Origin of the sequence: Paenibacillus sp. FSL R5-0701 (genome assembly GCF_037973995.1) — a bacterium.
Taxonomy (GTDB): Bacteria; Bacillota; Bacilli; order Paenibacillales; family Paenibacillaceae; genus Paenibacillus.
Genome location: NZ_CP150230.1, coordinates 5069421 through 5090366, shown reverse-complemented (window position 1 = coordinate 5090366; position 20946 = coordinate 5069421). Strand labels below are relative to the sequence as shown.

18 protein-coding genes are annotated in these 20946 nt (G+C 45.2%); 12 read left to right on the top strand and 6 right to left on the bottom strand.

Annotated elements, in window-relative coordinates:
• The first annotated feature begins 432 nt into the window (after positions 1 to 432).
• A complete protein-coding gene (locus tag MKZ13_RS22510; protein ID WP_339178325.1) occupies positions 433 to 1359 on the top strand; it encodes an ADP-ribosylglycohydrolase family protein in 927 nt (308 codons plus the stop codon).
• Positions 1360 to 1385: 26 nt separating this feature from the next.
• Positions 1386 to 2633 carry an MFS transporter gene (locus MKZ13_RS22505; protein WP_339178322.1) on the top strand — a complete coding sequence of 416 codons (1248 nt, stop codon included), beginning with the start codon at positions 1386 to 1388 and terminating at the stop codon, positions 2631 to 2633.
• A gap of 66 nt (positions 2634 to 2699) precedes the next feature.
• Here the strand turns inward: MKZ13_RS22505 and MKZ13_RS22500 are convergent, their stop codons facing one another.
• Positions 2700 to 5009, bottom strand: a complete 2310-nt coding sequence (locus tag MKZ13_RS22500; RefSeq protein WP_339178320.1) for a hypothetical protein — start codon at positions 5007 to 5009, stop codon at positions 2700 to 2702.
• 537 nt (positions 5010 to 5546) lie between these two features.
• Between MKZ13_RS22500 and MKZ13_RS22495 the strand changes: the two genes are divergently transcribed.
• The 4 genes from MKZ13_RS22495 (at position 5547) to MKZ13_RS22480 (ending at position 9931) form a co-directional block, all read left to right on the top strand.
• Positions 5547 to 6479 (top strand): alpha/beta hydrolase-fold protein, encoded by a 933-nt coding sequence (locus MKZ13_RS22495; RefSeq protein WP_339178317.1) that lies wholly within the window; start codon positions 5547 to 5549, stop codon positions 6477 to 6479.
• 219 nt (positions 6480 to 6698) lie between these two features.
• Positions 6699 to 6878: a hypothetical protein gene (locus MKZ13_RS22490; protein ID WP_036615241.1), complete on the top strand. Its 180-nt coding sequence runs from the start codon at positions 6699 to 6701 to the stop codon at positions 6876 to 6878.
• Positions 6879 to 7008: 130 nt separating this feature from the next.
• Positions 7009 to 7707: an RNA polymerase sporulation sigma factor SigK gene (gene sigK / locus MKZ13_RS22485; RefSeq protein WP_062329827.1), complete on the top strand. Its 699-nt coding sequence runs from the start codon at positions 7009 to 7011 to the stop codon at positions 7705 to 7707.
• An 862-nt stretch (positions 7708 to 8569) separates the two neighbouring features.
• On the top strand, positions 8570 to 9931 hold the full coding sequence (locus tag MKZ13_RS22480; RefSeq protein ID WP_339178314.1) for an amino acid permease: 1362 nt from the start codon (positions 8570 to 8572) through the stop codon (positions 9929 to 9931).
• A gap of 59 nt (positions 9932 to 9990) precedes the next feature.
• Here MKZ13_RS22480 and MKZ13_RS22475 read toward each other — a convergent pair whose 3' ends face one another.
• Positions 9991 to 11175 (bottom strand): serine hydrolase domain-containing protein, encoded by a 1185-nt coding sequence (locus MKZ13_RS22475; protein ID WP_339178311.1) that lies wholly within the window; start codon positions 11173 to 11175, stop codon positions 9991 to 9993.
• 170 nt (positions 11176 to 11345) lie between these two features.
• Between MKZ13_RS22475 and MKZ13_RS22470 the strand changes: the two genes are divergently transcribed.
• Complete coding sequence (locus MKZ13_RS22470; RefSeq protein WP_221824361.1) at positions 11346 to 11798, top strand: Lrp/AsnC family transcriptional regulator; 453 nt, start codon at positions 11346 to 11348, stop codon at positions 11796 to 11798.
• A 111-nt stretch (positions 11799 to 11909) separates the two neighbouring features.
• Here MKZ13_RS22470 and MKZ13_RS22465 read toward each other — a convergent pair whose 3' ends face one another.
• From MKZ13_RS22465 to MKZ13_RS22455, 3 genes are all read right to left on the bottom strand, one after another.
• Positions 11910 to 13109, bottom strand: a complete 1200-nt coding sequence (locus MKZ13_RS22465) for an MFS transporter (protein ID WP_339178305.1) — start codon at positions 13107 to 13109, stop codon at positions 11910 to 11912.
• Positions 13110 to 13233: 124 nt separating this feature from the next.
• A complete protein-coding gene (locus MKZ13_RS22460) occupies positions 13234 to 14094 on the bottom strand; it encodes an alpha/beta fold hydrolase (RefSeq protein ID WP_339178303.1) in 861 nt (286 codons plus the stop codon).
• Between the two features lie 56 nt (positions 14095 to 14150).
• Positions 14151 to 14573: a MarR family transcriptional regulator gene (locus MKZ13_RS22455; protein WP_339178302.1), complete on the bottom strand. Its 423-nt coding sequence runs from the start codon at positions 14571 to 14573 to the stop codon at positions 14151 to 14153.
• A gap of 477 nt (positions 14574 to 15050) precedes the next feature.
• Here MKZ13_RS22455 and MKZ13_RS22450 point away from each other — a divergent pair, with 477 nt between their 5' ends.
• Complete coding sequence (locus MKZ13_RS22450) at positions 15051 to 16127, top strand: iron ABC transporter permease (RefSeq protein ID WP_339185435.1); 1077 nt, start codon at positions 15051 to 15053, stop codon at positions 16125 to 16127.
• Positions 16128 to 16129: 2 nt separating this feature from the next.
• Positions 16130 to 16897: an ABC transporter ATP-binding protein gene (locus MKZ13_RS22445; protein ID WP_339178301.1), complete on the top strand. Its 768-nt coding sequence runs from the start codon at positions 16130 to 16132 to the stop codon at positions 16895 to 16897.
• Between the two features lie 146 nt (positions 16898 to 17043).
• Here MKZ13_RS22445 and MKZ13_RS22440 read toward each other — a convergent pair whose 3' ends face one another.
• The gene (locus tag MKZ13_RS22440; RefSeq protein WP_339178299.1) at positions 17044 to 17679 is read right to left on the bottom strand and encodes a DUF421 domain-containing protein; all 636 of its coding nucleotides are present in this window, start codon (positions 17677 to 17679) and stop codon (positions 17044 to 17046) included.
• A gap of 154 nt (positions 17680 to 17833) precedes the next feature.
• Between MKZ13_RS22440 and MKZ13_RS22435 the strand changes: the two genes are divergently transcribed.
• The 3 genes from MKZ13_RS22435 (at position 17834) to MKZ13_RS22425 (ending at position 20856) form a co-directional block, all read left to right on the top strand.
• A complete protein-coding gene (locus MKZ13_RS22435) occupies positions 17834 to 18487 on the top strand; it encodes a ribonuclease H family protein (protein WP_076214201.1) in 654 nt (217 codons plus the stop codon).
• 210 nt (positions 18488 to 18697) lie between these two features.
• Positions 18698 to 19567, top strand: a complete 870-nt coding sequence (locus MKZ13_RS22430) for an alpha/beta hydrolase (RefSeq protein ID WP_105599791.1) — start codon at positions 18698 to 18700, stop codon at positions 19565 to 19567.
• A gap of 299 nt (positions 19568 to 19866) precedes the next feature.
• Complete coding sequence (locus tag MKZ13_RS22425; RefSeq protein WP_339178295.1) at positions 19867 to 20856, top strand: serine/threonine-protein kinase; 990 nt, start codon at positions 19867 to 19869, stop codon at positions 20854 to 20856.
• Positions 20857 to 20946: the final 90 nt, after the last annotated feature.

Genomic DNA, 20946 nt, shown 5'->3' with positions numbered 1-20946 from the left:
CCTGTATTCATTGACCTGCGGGATATTAGTTGACACAATAATCCGAAAATGAATATTAATTTGGGAAAAAATATGCGTTTGAAGCTAATAAAACCGTAACATAGGACAAACCAAAGGGTCAAGTGCGTCATGATTGTTCACATTGAAAATTTTCACATGTATGATTTGTTTTCAGAAAAAAATGGACGTTGCAAACCGTTAACCCTTTTGCATGTAAGCGGTGTACTGAATAAACTGTTTTTACAGCTCAAAAAAATAAAACTTTTTTTATGAAAATTAGATCATCTGGCCGTTCAACAGCTTTCGACACTTTTATAATAGAAGAAATGGAGCTGAATGTATTGGATTTTATTAGCTTTACGCCAGATCAGGCCCTGTGGGAGAATGGAAGAAAGATTCTGAAAGTATATGGAGTAAGGGAGGAAGACAAGCATGTTGCAAAAGGACCGTTTCAATGGCTGCTTCATCGGGCTTGCAGTGGGTGATGCGTTGGGAACTACCGTGGAATTCAGTAGCCCGGGCACATTTGAACCCGTAAGGGATATCGTGGGTGGCGGCGTATTCGGGCTGGAGGCAGGGCAGTGGACAGATGATACGTCGATGGCTCTGTGCCTGGCAGAAAGTCTGGTACGCAAGGCAGAGTTTGATCCTGCAGATCAGATGCGCAGATACACCAATTGGTACAAGGTCGGGTATATGAGCAGCACAGGCGATTGCTTTGATATCGGTGGGGCCACACGAAGTGCCTTGGAGAGGTTTGAGATAACCGGAGAAGCCTACAGCGGATCAACGGACCCGATGACGGCGGGCAATGGCTCTATTATGAGGCTTGCACCTGTCGTGATGGCTTATGCTAATCAACCAAACGAGGCGGTCCGCTATGCCGGGCTTAGTTCCCGGACAACACATGCTGCAACGGAAAGTGTGGAAGCCTGTGAAGTGCTAGCCGCCATAGTTGTTGCCGGTCTGCGCGGAGTGGACAAGAGCGTCATGCTGATGCCGGAGACATGCAGACAGTGGAGGGAAGAGCCTACTTTTTCACCTGCTATTGAAGAGGTTGTTATGGGTTCCTATCAGAGCAAAGAACCACCGGAAATTAAGGGCAGCGGCTATGTGGTTCGTTCACTTGAAGCAGCACTATGGGCGTTTCATAAGTCCTCAAGTTTTGAGGAAGGCGCATTGTTAGCTGTTAATCTGGGTGATGATGCGGATACCACGGGTGCGGTGTACGGACAAATCGCAGGTGCTTATTATGGATTGAGTGGTATTCCGGCACACTGGCGGGACAAGCTGGCCATGCGTGGAACGTTCGAACAACTAACAGAAGCCTTGTGGTTAAAGGCGACAGAAAATCGTTGATTAAGAGACAGGAGAAGAGAACATCTATGAGCACGACTGGACACACATTACAACCACAGGCTTCACAGTCAGGTAAACGAGGGGCGTTTCCATTATCCCTGTTATGCCTGACGATAGGTGCTTTTGCAATTGGTATGACTGAATTTATTATTATGGGCTTACTGCCCAATGTAGCAACAGACCTGAATGTAAGTATTCCGCAGGCTGGACAACTCATTACGGGATATGCGCTTGGTGTAGCGGTAGGTGCGCCGATTTTGACCGTATTTACACACAAGATTCCGCAGAAACAACTGCTGGTGCTGCTGATGTGCATTTTCATTATCGGGAACGCATTGTCTGTCATTGCTCCCACCTATGGGTTGTTAATCTCGGCACGGATCTTAACGGCATTTGCCCATGGTACATTCCTTGGTGTAGGTTCAATCATGGCGACGCGGCTTGTTGCGCCCGAGAGAAGGGCAGGAGCGGTATCGGTTGTTCTCGCGGGGCTTACGATTGCCAACATCATTGGCGTTCCGTTTGGTACGTTTATCGGGCAACAGCTCGGATGGCGGTCATCTTTCGGGGCGATTACGATCTTGGGCATCATTTCGTTGATTGGTATCATTCGTTTCATTCCCGTCCTCCCGCAAGGAGCACCAGCGAACCTGGGACAGCAATTCCGGAATCTGGTTCGTCCCCAAGTGTTGCTGGTTCTGCTTATTGGGGCGTTGGGGTGCGGAAGTTTGTTTACAGTCTTCACCTATATTACGCCGATGCTTGTGGATATTAGCGGTTTTGCGGAGCAAAGTGTGACCTGGATTCTGGTGTTGTTTGGCTTCGGTGTAACCTTGGGCAATTTGGTTGGCGGCCGTCTGGCAGACTGGAAGCTGATGCCTTCGTTAATCGTCAACTTTGGTATCCTTGCTGTTCTTCTGGCAGTGCTCACGCTGACGCTGGAGAATCCGTATCTGGCAGTGCTCACGATATTTTTCTGGGGGGTTGCCGCTTTTGGTATTATGCCGGGACTTCAGATTCGGATTATGAATATGACTCGTGAAGCACCGCTACTTGCGACTACCTCAAGTCACTCCGCATTTAACCTGGGGAATGCAGGTGGTGCCTATCTGGGCGGATATGCAATTACCCATACAGGACTTATATCTGTACCTTTGTATGCCGCAGTTATTGCCGCACTGGGTTTGCTGGGCTTGTTCATCAGTCTGTTAATGAAAGACAGACAGACTTCACCCGAGGGTGCAGAGGTAGTTAATCCAGTATCCGTATACTAAACAGATATCAAGAAAGCCTCAGTCATCCTGTGTAACCAGGAGCTGAGGCTTTTTGGGTATGCTGTTTTAATAGATTTCAAGCTCATTGATTCGCACATAGGTTGGCTGATGGGAAGGACCTTTACTCGCTACGACACGGATCTTGGAAGTACTGACTGCTGAAAATGTGTGTGATCGCGTTAACTCTTGATTGTCTGTAATCTGTACGAGATTCACCCAATTTGAGCCATTCCAGTATTGCAGATCATAATTGGCAAGTGGGTATCCCTGGGTGGTATACAGATCAATTCGCTGGATTGAACTCGATGCCGGCAAATCAATGACGACATATTGGGGAAGTGAGGAATTACGGTTATTGGCCCAGCTATAACTTTCCCCCAAGGCCGTGTTACGATCCCCGTCATTGATTCGGGCTGCTGAATACCCGGGATAGGTTGAAGTTACCGTTATGGCAGCATTTCGTGCCAGGTTCTGTCCGGTTCCCGGATTGGTAGGGGTTTTCACCAGATTCACCAAATTCCAGCGCAGCTCGAAGAGTTTGAAGGACTTATTAAATACAGCTCCTTCTCCTTTGACGAGAGCATCAATCTTTAGAGACATGGTACTGGGCACATTATTGCTGCTTGTCCATTTCCCTGTGCCTTCAATGCCGGCAAAAACACTTACCTCAAGTATTTTTTTGCCGGCAATTTTCAGACCGACTTCCGCTTTGGCTCCTGCCCAAGCAGTGATCTGTCCTTCAATTTTATGGGTTACCGTAAGATATCTGTTCACACTGCTGTAAGGCTGGATCTTCACGGGAATAAAAACACGTGTTTTCCCTTTGACTCCCGCGGTAACCGTGTATCCCTGATCGACCTGAAATTCAAAGGTGACGTTGCCGTCAATACCAATGACCAGAAAAACGCCGACTGATACGGCTCCGAGATTGCCAGCACCAATATTGAAGCCCATGATTGGAACCTTGACCTCTTTTTTGAACTTGGCATCACCTTTGATATAGATGTTGGCTTTCTCACCAGCAGTAAATTTCAGATCATATTTTCCCCAAAATCCGTATTTCCCCGTAACTTTGGGTGCAATCAAGGTGAGCTTGCCACCTGCTTCAACGAACACTTTGTTACCGTTTGCATTTTGTTGATTTACAAGTACCTTCTTGAAATCACAGACAAACTCATTGCCGGATTTTTTGCAATTGGCAAAATCACCTGCTCCAGCAGCACGAATCACATCATTCAGATCCATGGGTGCAATATCCGTGGAAGCGATATCCATTCTTTCTGCATCCGCAACCCTGTCCATATTTGCATCCAAATCATTTTGAATCGTGTTGTCGATGTTGAACTGTCGCATTTCAGCATCGTCAGTTATATCGGTCTCTAACAAGGAAGGGGTTTCATGAACAAGCCATTCCTTGCTATCCAATACCATCTCAGGATCAGGCATGACGATATTACGCTCTTCGAACGAGACCTCCTGCTCGGGAATATCATAGTAATCGAACAATTCCTCCACACCCGGAGTGATGTAATCTACCCGCATACCACCAGAGCTTCTATTGACGCTTGTAACTTTGATAGCCCGGGCAGAGGACTGATCGAGAAAGATCTGACCAGGAGCTAGGTTATTACCGATTTGGGCAGCCTCTTGGGTGCTAAGTTCTATTGAACCTTTCTCTTCCACCGTTTCAAAGACGGCATTTACCACGGGAAGTCTCTTCACCATGGAAGCAGGCATGGGTTGGGTCGGTTTTAACTGATAATCGACTTGCTCGAATTGACCTGAAGAAGAAATGGGATTGCTAATAGCCAGTCCATCTTCAGAGACGTTAAATGAGATTCGAAAATATGCTTCTGAAACTGGAGCATTCACATTGGTCTTGCCTGCCCAGATCCAGCGTGCACTGGTCTCCTCAGGCATGCCACTAATCTGTTTCCAAGGATCACTGCCATACCGTCCGAAGTCAGTAGCACGTGACCATGACGAATCATCGAATTTGGGTTGCTCCCAACCTTCAATATATCGTTCAGATACTTTCCAGTTGAAATCCGTAACCAGATTCTCATCTCCGTAGCTAAGGTCTGCCAGCAGTCCCGCATAGAGGCCTATATCCTTCGCTTGAACTGCAATCACATTGATGCCAGATTGAATCGGCACAGGGAACGTATAGGCTTTGGCCCAGTCGGTGCCTTTTCCCGTCTGTCTGCCGTTTATAAAAAGTGTGAACTCATCATCTGCGGTTATGGATATTTTTCCTTCATTGTTAGATGCAGCATAGACATTGGATGGCCATAACCCGACAAGTAAAGGCAGCAATAATGTAATAACCAGAAATGAAGCCCATGCTTTTTTGATCGAAAAGCGTACATTGAACATCATCATTTTCCTCCCAGAAAATAAAGTAGTTGCAAAAGATATTGGCGAACGAGACGTTGAAACTTTTGCGAAAGCATCTCTCAGAAGAAAACTATTATGAATCTATTGAAATTGTTCATAGACACCCCCCTATGGAAGTTATAATAAGGTAAAATATTCAATTTAACAACAGTATTTTACAATTTTTGAATTAGGATTCGAGAAGAAAGAAGAAAGAAGAAAAACTCTGATGCTATAAGATCATTGAATTGAATCGCTAGAAATGAAAATATTGTTGCGAAAAATGGATAAATAAGTTTAAATATACTATATAAGTAATTCCATGTCGGAAAAACAGAGTGAAATCTACAGGTTCAGTTTTTTCTGAAGGGAAGGGAGGTGATCTAACCTGTTTATTGTAAGGGCTTTCAATTTTGGTTTGAGAGGAAGCTTGCTTCACCGCGTTAGAAAAAAGTTGAACTTCAGCATCAAGCGTAATCCAGTGAAACTTCGAGAAACGCATACTTAAGTTTGACAAAATTGAGAGGAGAAATTGAGATGAAAAAACGTATTACAATCCTTTTAAGTCTTTCGATGATCGTTGCCATGATTGCCCCAACAATGGCTTTTGCTACGGATTCCAGCGAGGTTGGTGCTCAGAACACAGCGTATGAATCTATGAATGTATCCGGCAATGACGCAAACAATGCGCTTGCTAATACTTCGGTGGTGCCGGCACCACCGGGTTTTGATGGCTATCGAAACAATATTCCGCACGGAAATACCAATCTGATATCCTATTACTCCACAACGGTGGGCAATACACGGAAAGCGACCGTGTATACACCGCCAGGATATTCTCCGAATAAAAAGTATAACGTCTTGTATCTCCTGCACGGCATCGGCGGGGATGAGCATGAGTGGGTCAATGCAATGAAACCCAAGAACATTTTGGACAACCTGTATTCGGAAGGCAAGCTGTCCCAGATGATCGTTGTCATGCCGAATGGCCGTGCCATGAAGGACGACCGTCCAGTCGGTGACATTTTTGCTCCGGACAAAGTGGCTGCGTTTGAACGGTTTGAGCAAGACCTGCTCAAGGATCTGATTCCTCATATCGAGGCCAATTATCCAGTGTACAAAGACAAGAATAGTCGTGCGCTAGCCGGACTGTCCATGGGTGGTGGGCAGTCGCTTAACTTCGGATTGAAAAATCTGAATACCTTCGCTTGGGTAGGGGCCTTCTCGGCTGCACCGAATACGCAATCTGTATCACAGCTGGTTTCCAACCCTGGACAAGTCGCTAGCCAACTCAAATTGTTGTGGATCTCCTGTGGATCGAGTGATGGTCTGTTATGGGTCAGCCAGAATTTCAAAAACGGCTTGAGCAGCATGAACATTCCGCATACCTGGTATCAGGATGTAGGTGGACATGAACCATCTGTCTGGAACAGCGGCCTGTATCAGTTCTCACAACGAATCTTTAAATAATTTAATTTGAATTAGCTTCTTGAAGCAATCGACAGGAGAAACAGGAATTCATATCGATATGTAGCCTCAGTTCTGTTCTGCACAGGGCTGGGGCTTTATGTTGGTTAGTGTGCGAATATGACATGATGAATGAGAGAGAATATGTTAGCATGAAGGAAGCAGATCCACATGGAGCGGGTAGTTAATTACATAGGTAGATACATGAAGGAGAGAAATAGGATGTTTTATTACAAAGGTGCGTTTCGGGAAACGGACAATGTGATCTATTTTAAAAGCGATGTTTCATTAGCTCAGAATGATGTTGTCCTATTTGGTGAAAAGAAGTATTTTATCGAAAGTGTGGAAAAAGAATTTCTCCTGCTTCAGCGGGTGGGATCCATCGTTTCTGTGAGTCTGTGAAATCTTCGCAAGATCATCCCCTTTTTCAAGTGTACGTGCACTTCTGGGCCACTGCCTACATACAATAGATCGACCCTGTTCCCACATGTGCTCAGGCCAGATCGTTGTAAAACTGCAGGAGGTGTCATCTGTGCCCGGATTGTTTACCGCAATTGCTCTATTCATTAAAGAGTTAACGTTACTCGTCTCATATGTCAAAAATAATGCGTTCCCCCAGCCTCTGGCTGAGGATGATGAAGCCAAACATTTACGTCTTATGGCTGAAGGCAATGCTCACTCTCGCAATCTGCTCATTGAACACAATCTGCGCCTTGTCGCGCATATCGTCAAGAAGTTCGACAATACGGGTGAAGATCAGGAAGACCTGATTTCCATCGGAACCATTGGATTGATCAAAGCCATCGAAAGTTTTCAACAAGGCAAAGGTACAAAGCTTGCCACATTTGCGGCGAGATGTATTGAAAACGAGATACTTATGCATTTGCGTTCCCTGAAGAAAACACGCAAAGACGTATCCCTGCACGACCCCATTGGTACGGACAAAGAAGGCAACGAAATTACGCTGATCGATATCCTCGGAACAGAAGCCGACGACGTTGTAGATAAAGTGCAGCTCAAGATTGAAAAAAGCAAAATTTATCGCAATCTCGACATCCTGGATGATCGGGAGAAGGAAGTAGTGATCGGTCGATTTGGCCTGGAAGCAGGCGGGGAGGAACGAACTCAACGCGAAATTGCGAAGGAACTGGGGATCTCACGTTCTTATGTATCACGGATTGAGAAGCGAGCGTTAATGAAGCTGTACCACGAGTTTTATAAGCAAAAGTAGTTGCTAGTTAAAAGCGCTTTTCGTTAAAAAGATGGTGTTCTCTGAACCTATCGTATTTGTAGGGAGATGCATTAAGATCGAAAATTTGATACACCGCGCTCTCTGAAATTGGTACGGACAAAGAGGGCAATGAAATTACACTGATTGATATCCTCAGAACAGATTGGAAAAGCAAAAATAATAGCTGAACAGACCAGAGGGCGCCTTATCGGGAGCCCTTTTTACTGTGAAGATACTTAAAATTGGGTCTAAATCGTATTAATTATTTGGGGTTATGACCTAAATAAAGGAATTTTCATTCCTATTGAAGAATATCTTGTACACAGACCAATTTAATATATAAGGAGTAAATCATAATGAAGCAGCTTTTTCGGAAAACTCCACTGTGGTTTTTGTTAATCTGGATCGTAGGATTTATAATGATCGTTTTCAACTCGTTCCAATCAAACTCGGGTACCATTAACTTGCTTGCGTTATTCATAATTAATGTTGCTAATGCGATTCGAATTTGGAAAACCGAACGTTCGTTAGCGATTACCTTTTTAGTTGTTGCCGCTCTATGCTTGGCTTATATTTTTGTATACTTCTATAGATATGTATAATCAGCATGACATGGCATGAGAATAACAAAGGAATGTACATAGGCTGATGATAGTATGGATCGGATGCAACTTAAGCTTATAAAAGCAAAGGGCATGAAATACGAGCGTATCAAGAGGTCACCTCTTACAAAGGTGGCCTCTTTGCTGTGCAAAAAAATATATAAATGAGGGATATGTATTCTGAGCAGATTATTATATGATGAGTAATAATATTTTGCATCGTAGAGAGCATTTTTGCAGAAAGAGAGTGGTGGTTGATCATGCAGCAAGAAACGTTAACAAGGGGATTAAAGAACCGACATGTGCAGTTGATGGCGATCGGAGGTGCGATCGGTACAGGTCTGTTTCTCGGAGCAGGCAAAACGATCCAGCTAACAGGGCCATCCATCTTGCTGGCCTACATCATTACGGGTGTTGTGTTGTTCCTGATCATGCGTGCATTGGGGGAGCTGCTGTTAAGCAACTTGCAGTATCATTCCTTTGTCGATTTTGTGCGTGATTACCTGGGAAATATGGCGGCATTTATTACAGGCTGGACCTATTGGTTCTGTTGGATCTCCATTGCCATGGCTGATATTACGGCCGTTGGATTGTATACACAGTTTTGGTTTCCAAATGTACCTCAGTGGATGCCAGGGTTAATTGCGTTAGTCATTTTGCTAATCATGAACTTGGCAACAGTCAAGTTGTTTGGGGAGATGGAATTCTGGTTTGCCCTGATTAAAGTCGTGGCTATTCTGGCACTCATTATTGTTGGTTTATATATGATATTCAAAGGTTTTACCACGGATCAGGGTCCAGCGAGCTTCACCAATCTGTGGAGTCATGGGGGATGGTTCCCGAATGGACTGCATGGGTTCATCATATCGTTCCAGATGGTGGTGTTCGCCTTTGTAGGCATGGAACTGGTGGGACTCACAGCAGGGGAAACGGAGAACCCGGAGAAGGTTATTCCGAGAGCCATTAACCAGATTCCGATCCGAGTACTGCTCTTCTATGTTGGCGCACTGCTGATTATTATGAGTATTTATCCGTGGAACGCCATTGTGCCTACGGAAAGTCCGTTTGTACAAGTGTTTGCCGCTGTGGGTATTGCGGCTGCCGCCGGCATTGTGAATTTCGTTGTGTTAACATCAGCGGCTTCGGCGTGTAACAGTGCCATTTTCAGTACAAGCCGTATGGTGTTCTCCATGGCAAAAGATCACAACGCACCCGAGTCGTTTGCACGATTGAACAACAGGAAAGTGCCTTCCAACGCGCTGTTTTTCTCCACAATTGTTATTTTGATTGCGATTGTTCTGAACTATATCATGCCAGAAGGCGTATTTACACTGATCACGAGCGTGTCGACCGTGTGCTTCATCTTTGTCTGGGGTATCATGGTCATCTGTCATCTTAGATATCGTCGTACTCAGCCGGAACTGGCGAGTCGCAGCCGCTTCAAACTGCCACTATATCCGTTCTCGAACTACTTGATTTTGGCTTTTCTGGCGTTTGTGCTAGTGGTATTGGCATTGGCCGAGGATACGCGTGTTGCACTGTTTGTCACGCCGGTGTGGTTCATCCTTGTTGCGGGGATCTATCTTTTCAAAAAGAGAAGTTTGAGCAATAACAGACAGTAAAACTTACCTTTGTTAATAAATATACCCGCCCAATCAGACTGGGCGGGTATTTATGTTTTTTAAATTCTTGCAGCCTCTTTGCCTTCACGAATGCTCGCGTAGATGGCATCACAGATATCGGTGGTATACTGGCCCGACATCCCTTCAAGTGCCGTGTTGGTGAATGCTGCAACACTAAGTTCTTCTTTTGGATCAACAAACCAGGAATGGCCGTAAGTTCCACCCATCCGCCACGTACCCGGGGATTCCGGTGTACCGGCTGCGACAGGATCTTTAAGTACGGTAAAACCAAGGCCAAACCCTCTGCCTGGCCAGTATGGCATCACGAGATCACCGATTTGATTGGTAGACATCTCAGCCGCAACGGCTTCTGTAAGGAGAGGCTGTCCTCCTTGTCGTAATGCTTCAAGTAAAGTAAGAAAATCTCCGGTACTTCCAACCATACCCGCTCCGCCCGATAAGTAAGCAGAAGTACGATTCGCACGATTGGGTGACAGTCGGAAGCCAGCAGTACCCTCAATAAAAGGAATCTGCTCCAACTCCTTATGAAGGAGACGCGGTTTTTCAGAACCATTAGCGTATGCGGCTGTCAATCGTTCCGAATCCACCGCAACAAAGTCAGTGTCGGTCATGTGGAGTGGAAGAGTAACCAGCGTTTGAACAGCTTTTCGTAGTGACATCCCAGTTACCTTTTCGATAACGGCACCAAGTACATCTGTCGCAATGGAATATCTCCACATGTTTCCTGGCTCATACAGAAGAGGAGCAGAAGCCAGCCTCTGCAGATTTTCCTCTAGACTCATTTCAGACCAATCCATTCCGTCCGATACTCCTGCAAGCTCATAGGTTCCCTGGTCTTCTTGGAAGAAACGGTATGTGAAACCTGCGGTGTGCGTCATCAACTGATGTACTGTTATTAAAGCATCCTGACCATTGGCAAGTTTGGGCCGGAATGCAGGAAGCCAGCGGGTCACCGGATCATGCAGACTCAGCTTTCCTTGGGAGATTAATGCCAGAGCTGCTGTCGAGACAATAGGTTTGGTTACGGAAGCAAGTCGAAACAGAGCGTTTTCCGACATGGTACGCTTTTGCTCCCTGTCTGCGAAACCAGCAGCCCGGCTATATACCAGTTCCCCTCCTAATGCAACCTGTACAACTGTTCCTACGATTCTTTTTTCGCTTATAGCGCGGTCAATGGCTTCATCCACATAATTATGCAATGTTGTCATGTCTTTTTTTCTCATGCTTATCTTCCTCTCACCAACTGATGTATTTGATTTCTCGGGATAACTGTGTTTATTATATAAATGATTGATCTTGTATTACATGGTTTGTTAAAGGCATTATAATGAATTGACGAATACACTTAAGGTAATTTGTGAATATATCTTATGTATTTAAAGGAGTGGATCACATGGACGAAATAGATCAGCATATTCTGTATCACTTGGAGAATCAGGCGAGATTATCCATGACCGAACTAGGCAAATTGGTGGGGTTATCTCAGCCCGCTGTTACTGAACGAGTCAAACGAATGGAAGAAAAGGGAATCATCGAGGAATATCGAACCGTGATCTCCCCCTCCAAATTGGGCAAGCAAAGCACAGCCTATGTTCTTTTTCGTACGCGGGATTGTTATCCTTTCCTGGATTTCTGTCGTGCATCACCTGAAGTTGTGGAATGTTATCGGATAAGCGGGGAGTACAATTACTTGCTAAAAATCCTCACAGACACCATTCAGGGACTCGAGGAGTTTGAGAACAAGTGTGATCCGTACGGTACTTACATGACTTTAATCACCATGTCTTCTCCAATTGCACATAAGAATCTCGTGGAAGGACCAAATCTGTTGGCACAGGCAGAATAAGATTACAGTCTATAAAACTTTGAAATGTAATGCAGAAGAGGAGTCCACATCAAGTGAACTCCTCTTTTGTCTTACGTTTAACTCATGCAAAATGCCTTCCTGTTATTTTACTTACTTGGGAAATCCATATTTATAAGCACGCATAACTACAAGCAACGCAGGAATGAGCAAGATAAACAGCACCCCAGAAAGGTATCCTGCTCCTAATACTTCAAGAAGGATGCCCCCGATGATGCCTCCTCCGCCAATCGCCAGATTCCATGCTGTAACCAGCATCGATTGGGCGACATCTGTGCTTTTGCCTCCGGCTTGAGCGATGGCAGTTTGTAACAGTGTCGCGGCCCCGCCAAACGTAAGTCCCCAGATCATGACGCCAAGAATAATAATCACAGGTTGATGAGTAGCGATTCCCATCACGACAGAGGCCAGAGCGAATGATGCCAAGCTAATGATAACCAATCTCCTCAAAAACCGGTCAATAAGCATTCCGGTTAACCAAATTCCAACAATGGAAGTAATACCGAAAATGAGCAAAATCAAGTCTACTCTGTTAGCAAATACGGTCTGGGCAAGGTAGGGAGAAATATAGGTGTATAGAATGTTATGGGCAAGCATCCAGGCCAGAACAACAAACAGAATAGGCCTAACTCCCGGAATTAAAAACACCTTATGCAGCGGAAGACGTTCCCCAGCGGGCTCTCCGGCAAAGTCTGGCATTTTCCAGAAAACCCATACGATTAGAGCTACGGTCAGAAGGGATACTATCCCGAAGATGAGGCGCCAGCCGATATAAGAACTAAGAAAACTACCGATTGGGACACCCAGGGCTAATGCTACCGGTGTGCCGACCATAGCCACGGCCATGGCTTTACCTTTTAACGAATCCGGGACCATCCGACGAGCATAACCTGCTGTCATTCCCCATAACACACCCGCAGAGACTCCCGCCATAAAACGAGCAGCAAGTGTCAGGATATAATCTGAGGATAAGGCGGTAACGGTGTTAAAGACAAGAAAACCGCTAATGCATGCCAGCAGAAGAGGTCGGCGCCTCCATCCGCGTGTAGCAGCAGTCAAGGGAATGGCAGCAACAAGTGATCCAATGGCATAAAGAGTCACCAACTGTCCGGTAAGAGCCTCTGTGATCCCCAAGTCTTTTGCGATTTGCGGCAGCAGTCCCGCAGGCAGGCTTTCAGTGAGGATGCAAATAAATCCCGCCATGGCTAATGCAAGAAGCCCAGCCCACGGAAGGCGTTCTGAAGATATGGAAGGCAGCTCCCTTTGTTTTGGGAGGGGGGTGTTAATGGTCATGAATAAAACCTCATTTCTTATATTTTAATCCTATCCAGAACTATGCATATAAGCTTATCTGAAAAAATCAAACTTTTGCATACAGGATTAAAGGTAAAAAGGAGGTCTTAACATGGTATTTATTTTAATTTGTGGGTTTTTCCGTTAATTCAAAGGGGAACTGTCTGTTCAGCCATTCAAGGATGATATCGACAGGTTCCATGTACCGTTGGCCTACAAGTAAACCCGTATGGGTCGTATCCCACAGTCCGGCATATGCAGCATGCAGCTGCTTGGCAGTTAATTTGCCTCTCTGATCTTCGTCTTCACTGGAAACAGCCTTGATCACCAGACTGGGGCAATGGATCAGGTCACCATTAATGGATACACCATCGGCTCCACAAAGAACTGAAAAGGTAGCAAATGCCTTCGCGGACTCCGATTGCAGATATTTAAGCTGAAAAGCAATGTCTTCTGCCGTCTCATCTATACTGGTTAGTTCATCACGGACAGGTGCATTCATGATAATTCCAGGTGTGATACGATTACTTTCAGGGTAGGGGATTAGCTCATGGACTTCCTTGCTCAGACTGGCGTCGATCACAACCAGGCCTGCCAGAGTAACGGTTTCTGCAATCTTTTGACTGAGAATCCCACCCATGCTAAAGCCAATGAGAACGGGAGGCTCGTTGAACTCGGCTAACACTTCACGAATATCCTCCAAATAATCGTCAAACGTAATCTTTGTCATATCCATGACCCGACTCTTGTAGTGACTTCTCAGGTTCATGACATAACAGGTCCAACCGTGCTGGACAAAGTGGGGAATATATTTGCTCCACATCCAGCTGCCTGTGTATGCACCGTGTACGAACAGCAGTGGGGGCTTCTTGGTCGTTGTTTTTTCGTCATGAGGCGGGGTTCCTGCGAATATCTCCAAGTGTAAATCATGTTCTCCGATCTTCTTTACCTCATGTTCCGGTAAAAATTGTGTGTAGTCCGTCATACCAAAAACCTCCTCTAAACTATTAGTTTGATATCAAACTATTTCTCCAAAAAAAATTAGAAGTTGCTATGAATTTTCATTAAAATTCGCAGCAGTTCTTTTTTCTCCGCTTCCGTAACGTCCCCATAGAACACGTCCAGCATGCGCTGTGATATCTCTTCGAAGACTGGCTTTAACTCTTCGCCTTTTGCAGTCAAAGCCACATGAACAACTCGTGAATCTGTTGCATCACGCTCCTTAACGACGTATCCTGTCCGCACCAATTTGTCCACAAGTGCAGTCACCGTGGATTTATCCTTGCCAATTTTTTTGGCGATTTCAGCCATAGTCATCCTGTGATTATTGTACAGGGCATAGATAATATCTCCATGGGACGTAGCGAGATCCTGGATTCCCTGCTCAGCCATCTCGGCCAGGATAAAGCGGTTGACCTTCTCTTTAATTTTGGATATGAGTGAAATAGCGTCTCTTGTTTTCATACGTGTAATATAGTTTGTTATCAAACTAATGTCAAGCTTTGATCCGTGACGATCTGCCCAAGTTGTGCAATATCACTATACAGGCTATCGAGTGAGCCTTTGTGATTCGTCGTTTGCACGAACGTACGGATATTCATGTCATTCAATCCGTCGACGGTACCTACGCCCCAGTCTGCATCAGCGAACAGGTCGCCCCGTCCGAGTACCAGATCCGGGCTTGCACCTACAACCAGCTCTTTACCTACATGAAATTCTCAATTGTGAGCGGATACGTCGTTTTATTTGTATTCTCAACATGCTTCCGGATGTGAATTTCATTAAATGATGAACCCCTTTCTTTTAAATTGACAAAGATAATCATTCTCAATTATAATCCGAGAAAACACGTTGTAAATAGCTAAATTTATGATGTTCTACATTTTAGATGAATTGATGGGGGAAGAGATGGCACAGACGGTTGAGGTTCAGACACAGCGTATGGGGAAAAGAGGGTCTCTGGTTCATAGTAAATCCGGGTTTGCTTTACTGATTGCAGCTTTAATCATGATTACGATTATTTCTGTAGGGATCGCGGTTTCCATTGGACAGGTTCGTATTCCGCTGGCGGAGTCATATCGTATTCTTTTAACCAAATTAACAGGATTTCAGTGGGGGGCAACACCCATTGAGGCAGGTTCCTTTACCGATATTATCTGGCAGATTCGTTTTCCGCGTGTGCTGATGGCGATGTTTATCGGTGCAGGCTTGGCCCTGTGCGGTGCTGTTATGCAGGCTGCTGTGCAGAATCCGCTGGCTGATCCTTACATACTGGGTATATCCTCAGGCGCTTCACTTGGAGCAACCTTTGCAATTCTTATTGGATTCGGTGCGATTGGGTGGATAGGTCAGACGGGGGTTGCTTTCTGGGCCTTTGCCGGTGCGATGGGTGCGTCCTTACTAGTCCTGACTTTGGCAGGAATTCGGGGGAAAATGACGTCGGTCAAGCTGGTGCTTGCCGGAATGGTCATTAACGCGTTATGCAGCGCTTTTTCGAACTTTATTATTTATTTTGCTAACAATGCTGAAGGCATCAAAACGGTGACATTCTGGACCATGGGCAGCCTGGCGGCTTCCGGATGGAACAAGCTTCCACTCGTGGGTATCGTCGTGCTGGTGGCGATTCTATTTTTCCTTTTACAGTCCAGAGTTCTTAATACGATGTTGTTGGGGGATGAAGCAGCTGTTACGCTGGGCATTAATCTGAGTGTGTATCGCAGACTGTACATGCTGTTAACCGCTTTGGTGACAGGTGTTATGGTGGCGAGCTGTGGCATGATTGGTTTTGTCGGACTCATTATTCCACATATCGTCAGAGGTCTGGTAGGTTCCGACCATCGTAAAGTGATGCCTGTATCCGTACTGTTTGGAGCCATTTTCCTCATCTGGACGGATGTTATTGCACGATCCCTCATATCCAGCGTGGAGTTGCCAATCGGTATTATTACGGCCATGATTGGTGCACCAATGTTTATGTATATGCTGGTCAAAAAAGGCTACGGTTTTGGAGGAAATTAACCATGAAGCTGAACGTAGAAAATGTATCCATCTCTGTGCTGAACACGGACATCATCAAGAATATTTCATTACAGGTGAACGGTAAACAGTTCGTTGGACTGATCGGGCCTAATGGTTGTGGCAAGTCAACGCTGCTCAAGAGCATTTATAAAGTGATCAAACCGCAGCAAGGCAAGGTTTTTCTGGACAATACAGATATCCTCAAATCCAGCCCGAAGGTCGTTTCCAGACATATGGGCGTTGTCGGTCAGTTTAATGAATTGAGTTTTGATTTTACGGTGCGCGAGATGGTCATGATGGGTCGTACTCCACACAAAAAAATGCTGGAGACAGATAATGAACGGGATCACGAAATCGTGGAGCAAGCTCTGGAAAAAGTACATCTGACTGGACATGCAGATCGTAATTACGTGTCTCTGTCTGGTGGAGAGAAACAGCGTGTGGTATTGGCGCGTGTCCTGGCACAGCAACCTGAATTCCTGATCCTGGACGAGCCAACCAACCATCTGGACATCAAATACCAACTTCAAATTCTAAATATTGTCCGTGGACTCGGCATTGGTATACTTGCAGCGCTGCATGATCTCGAACTCGCCGCAGAATATTGCGATTATCTCTATGTGGTGAAAAAGGGCCATATTGTGGTCCATGGCAAACCGGCAGATATTCTGACTCGTGAGATGATTGGTGAGGTATTCGATGTCGATTGTGAAATCTATAAGAACCCGGTTACGGGTGGTTTGGGCATCGCTTATCTGAGTACACGTTGATTAGGACTATATCTTTCGTCTGGATGACGTGGAGAAATCTTCGCAATAATCAATTGAAGTGAACATAGACCGTACCTGTTGGAGCGATGTTGTTGAGTGCTCACAGGGCCGGTCTTTTGTTTTTTTTAGGTGGGGGTAGGGATCAATTATTGAAGCTTAGGATCAACGGGATGAGCATGAGCACCGTTGCTGACTTCTTGAAAAATATCTGAGGAGTTATCACTATGCGTTGAAGACTTGTTGCTGTTGTCTTGTTGAGGGTGTTCTCCCGTTGCTGGGCTACTACGTGATGTAATTGCATAACTTCGTAGGATCTCTTCCAGATCTCCAATCGTCACGGGACGAGCATGTCGTTTCAGGACATAACCGAGTTGACCATTGGGTTCCACCGTTGCCATCTCCAGATCGTCCACACTCGTAATACCTTCCTTCCTCAGGTGCATCTCGAGCTGATCCATCGTGTAACGCATACGTTTCAGATTCGGGATAATGACCTTCCCGTCCTCTACCACGATTTTGGAAGTGCCACTCATGAGCCGTTCAAAAAAATTGAATTTCAATTGCAGTTGTTCCACTACAAGCAATGTCGCGATAAATACCGATGCTGATCCAATCGGTTTACCAAGTTCATGATTTGCGATGGGCTGCACAATCGTTGTTCCGATGGAGATCATGATGACCGTTGTAACCACACTCATCTGGGAGATTGACTTGCGTCCTGCAATTCTCAGCAGGATCATGCCGACAAGAACAAGTAAAACGGATTTCCATATCCAGTCCATACGTATATTCCTTTCTATTCCAGTTTGCTCTTTGCTTCTTAGGCTGTTCTGGAGATAAGGGAATTATGCAGTTGGCTAAATCCGTAGCTTTCATTCCGCCCACCGGATCGTTTACAATAGGGTATTGATGAAGTGAACAAAGGAGCGGGTCACAGTGGCAAAACAGAAATACTATGTTGTCTGGGAAGGCAAGAAGCCTGGTGTATATAACACATGGGCAGATTGCAAAGCGCAGACGGATCATTATACCGGAGCAAAATATAAATCATATGAGTCCAAAGCAGCCGCAGAAGAAGCGTATCGTGCTGGATGGAAAGGGAACTGGGGTTCAAGTGCAGGCGGAGCGTCGAAGACAAAGTCGGCTGGTAGCGGAAGAAGTGCTGGCATGGAAACGTCAGAGGAAGTGGATTACGACAGCATCTCCGTTGATGTGGGTACACGCGGTAATCCTGGACCTGTAGAATACAAAGGGGTGGACACCCGCACTGGTGAGATTATTTTCTCTGTTGGACCGATCTCCAAAGGCACGAACAATCTGGGCGAATTTTTGGCCATTGTACATGCCCTCGCACATCTGAAGAAAGAAGGCAGTACCAAAACGGTGTATACCGACTCGGTCAATGCCATGAAATGGCTAAAGCAGAAAAAAGTAGCCACGACGTTAGCACGGGACAACTCCACGGAAGAGATCTGGCTGATGATTGATCGTGCAGAGCAGTGGCTCCAGACGAATACGTACAGCAATAAAGTGCTAAAATGGCAGACCAAGCAGTGGGGCGAAATCAAGGCAGATTACGGACGGAAGTAGGAATTTTTCCAAAGGATGCCTCCTTTATTTCTGATCTATTAGAATCGTTATTTACAATTTCCAGTTTCCGCTCTATAATCATCTGAATATGATTAGTTAAACATATGGAGGAGCCTGTCATCTGCAGGCCCTCTTTATCTTTTTGGTCCACTGATTAGCAAGTCCATTCACTAGAATGGGTTATTTGAGTATATATTGCAGGAGGCAGACATGAGTTCCATTTATAGAAGTGAAGAAGGCAAGAGCAGCATACTTGAAGAGTATGAGATTTATTTGAACGAGTTGGGTGAGAAATTTACTCGGGAGTATGTAGAGACGCGTTTTGGCAAGACGCATGTTTTACTGACAGGACCTCTAGATGGCAAGCCGTTATTTATTCTCCAAGGCGGTAATTGTGTGAATCCGATGACGCTGTCCTGGTTCTCTTCCTTATTCAAGGAATACCGGATTATTGCTCCTGATACGATTGGTCACCCTGGTTATAGTGAGGAAGCGAGTATCTCCACACGGTTTGATAGTTTGGCTTTATGGGTGTCGGATCTGCTGGATCACTATGATATTGAAAAGAGTGCGTTTATCGGCCCATCGTTTGGAGGAGGCATTATCCTCAGACTGGCTACCTATATTCCGGAACGCATCTCGTGTGCCGTATTGGTTGCTCCTGCGGGTCTTGCGGTCAACTCCAAAATTAAAACAGCTCAGGATATCACGCTGCCGCTCGTCAAGTACCGCATGACGTCTTCACCATCTTCTTTGCAAAAAATTACGGACAACATGTCGTGCAACTGCATGAAAGAAATGGATAAAAACATTATCGGCAAACTTTTTAAATACGTCAGCATAGATCAGGATCTGCCCAAGCTCACGGAGCGAGAAGAACTGGTGAATTATACGTCACCAACCTTGTTATTGGTAGGAGAGAAGGATGTCTTTTTCCCTGCGGATAAGTGCATTGAACGGGCTCAAAAGATTATTCAAAATGTTCAAGCCATCAAGTATGATACAGGACATTTTCCTTCACAGGACGTATTGGTTCAGATGAATGAGGAAATCGGGCGTTTTTTACAGAATAATTATTAATAAAAGCTGTTAATGAAGGATGAGAAATGTTTTTCTCCAGTTTAATAAAGTAATTACATCCATCTGTCGATACTCTATATAAGAGAATGCTTTTCTTCTATAGAATAGTGTGGATAGGGATTAGCAGTAGAACGAAGAAGGCTTGATATCACTAATATTTAAATATTTCGCGTTAAGGTGTTTCAAATTGCATCATTTGGTTTATATGTATAGTTGGCGATGAATTGCTGACTGGTTAAACCAAGTGATGCATTTACGCGGAAAGTCTTCCGATCGACAAGGTTGAAAAGAGGTCTGTTATGAGAAAAGACAATTGTAAAATGACATTGCAGCGCAATGTGATTATAAATGATACATATCAGGTAAGACAGGTATTAGCCAGCAGTGAGTTGGCTATTGTATATGCAGGACGAGATCGTAACACGGGTGCCAAGGTAGCCATTAAGGAATTTTTCCCACAGAGACTGGCTGAACGTCAGGCAGACAAGCGGAGAGTGTTCTGTTCTTCACGAGGATACGGTGGGCAATATCAGGAGCTACTGGCTGCATTTCTGCTTGAAGGTGAACTGTTATCGAAACTGGACCATCCTCATATTGTTTCGTATTTGGATCATTTTGAAGCAAATGATACGGGGTATCTGGTTACGGAATACTGCACGGGAATCACATTGACCGAGTATCTGAATGAACACAATCATGCTCTTGATGCTGCCTTCATAACGGAGACGCTGCTTCCACTGGTGGATACATTGGATTACATACATAAGCAAGGCATTCTTCACCGGGACGTGAAACCTTCCAACATTATGGTTATGGAGGACGGTACACCCAAACTTCTGGACTTTGGCTCAGCCACCCGTTGGCCTATGCAATCCGGAGAGAAACAGGTGATATTTACATCGGCAGGTTATTCCCCGCTGGAGTTCTATTCCGAGAAATCCAGTCAAGGACCGATGTCGGACATCTATAGTTTGGCAGCTCTGCTCCATTATTGGGCATGCGGGCAACCCCCTATGGACGTGAAACAGCGGTTGTTCCAGGATGAATTGCCATCTGTTCGCTCACATAATGAGTATGTGAATCCTTGGCTCGCTCGTGTTATTCATTGGGGGTTGACGGTTCGTTCCGAGAAACGCTGTGCCTCCCTAGCCTGGGTCAGAAGCTCGTTGCGAGTTCAAGCCTGGGTGTGGAAAGTGCGTAAACCTGGAACGGTGGAATGGTCTTTGGCCGAGAATGAACATACACAGGTCTATGAAGTGGAGACCAAAAAGCAACATGAGATGGCATAAGCATGCGTGACCTATGTTCATAAAGTGGATGCACTTAAATGAGCATAGCAGTTGAATATATGAACAACATAAACAAGCCAGTTCTTACCA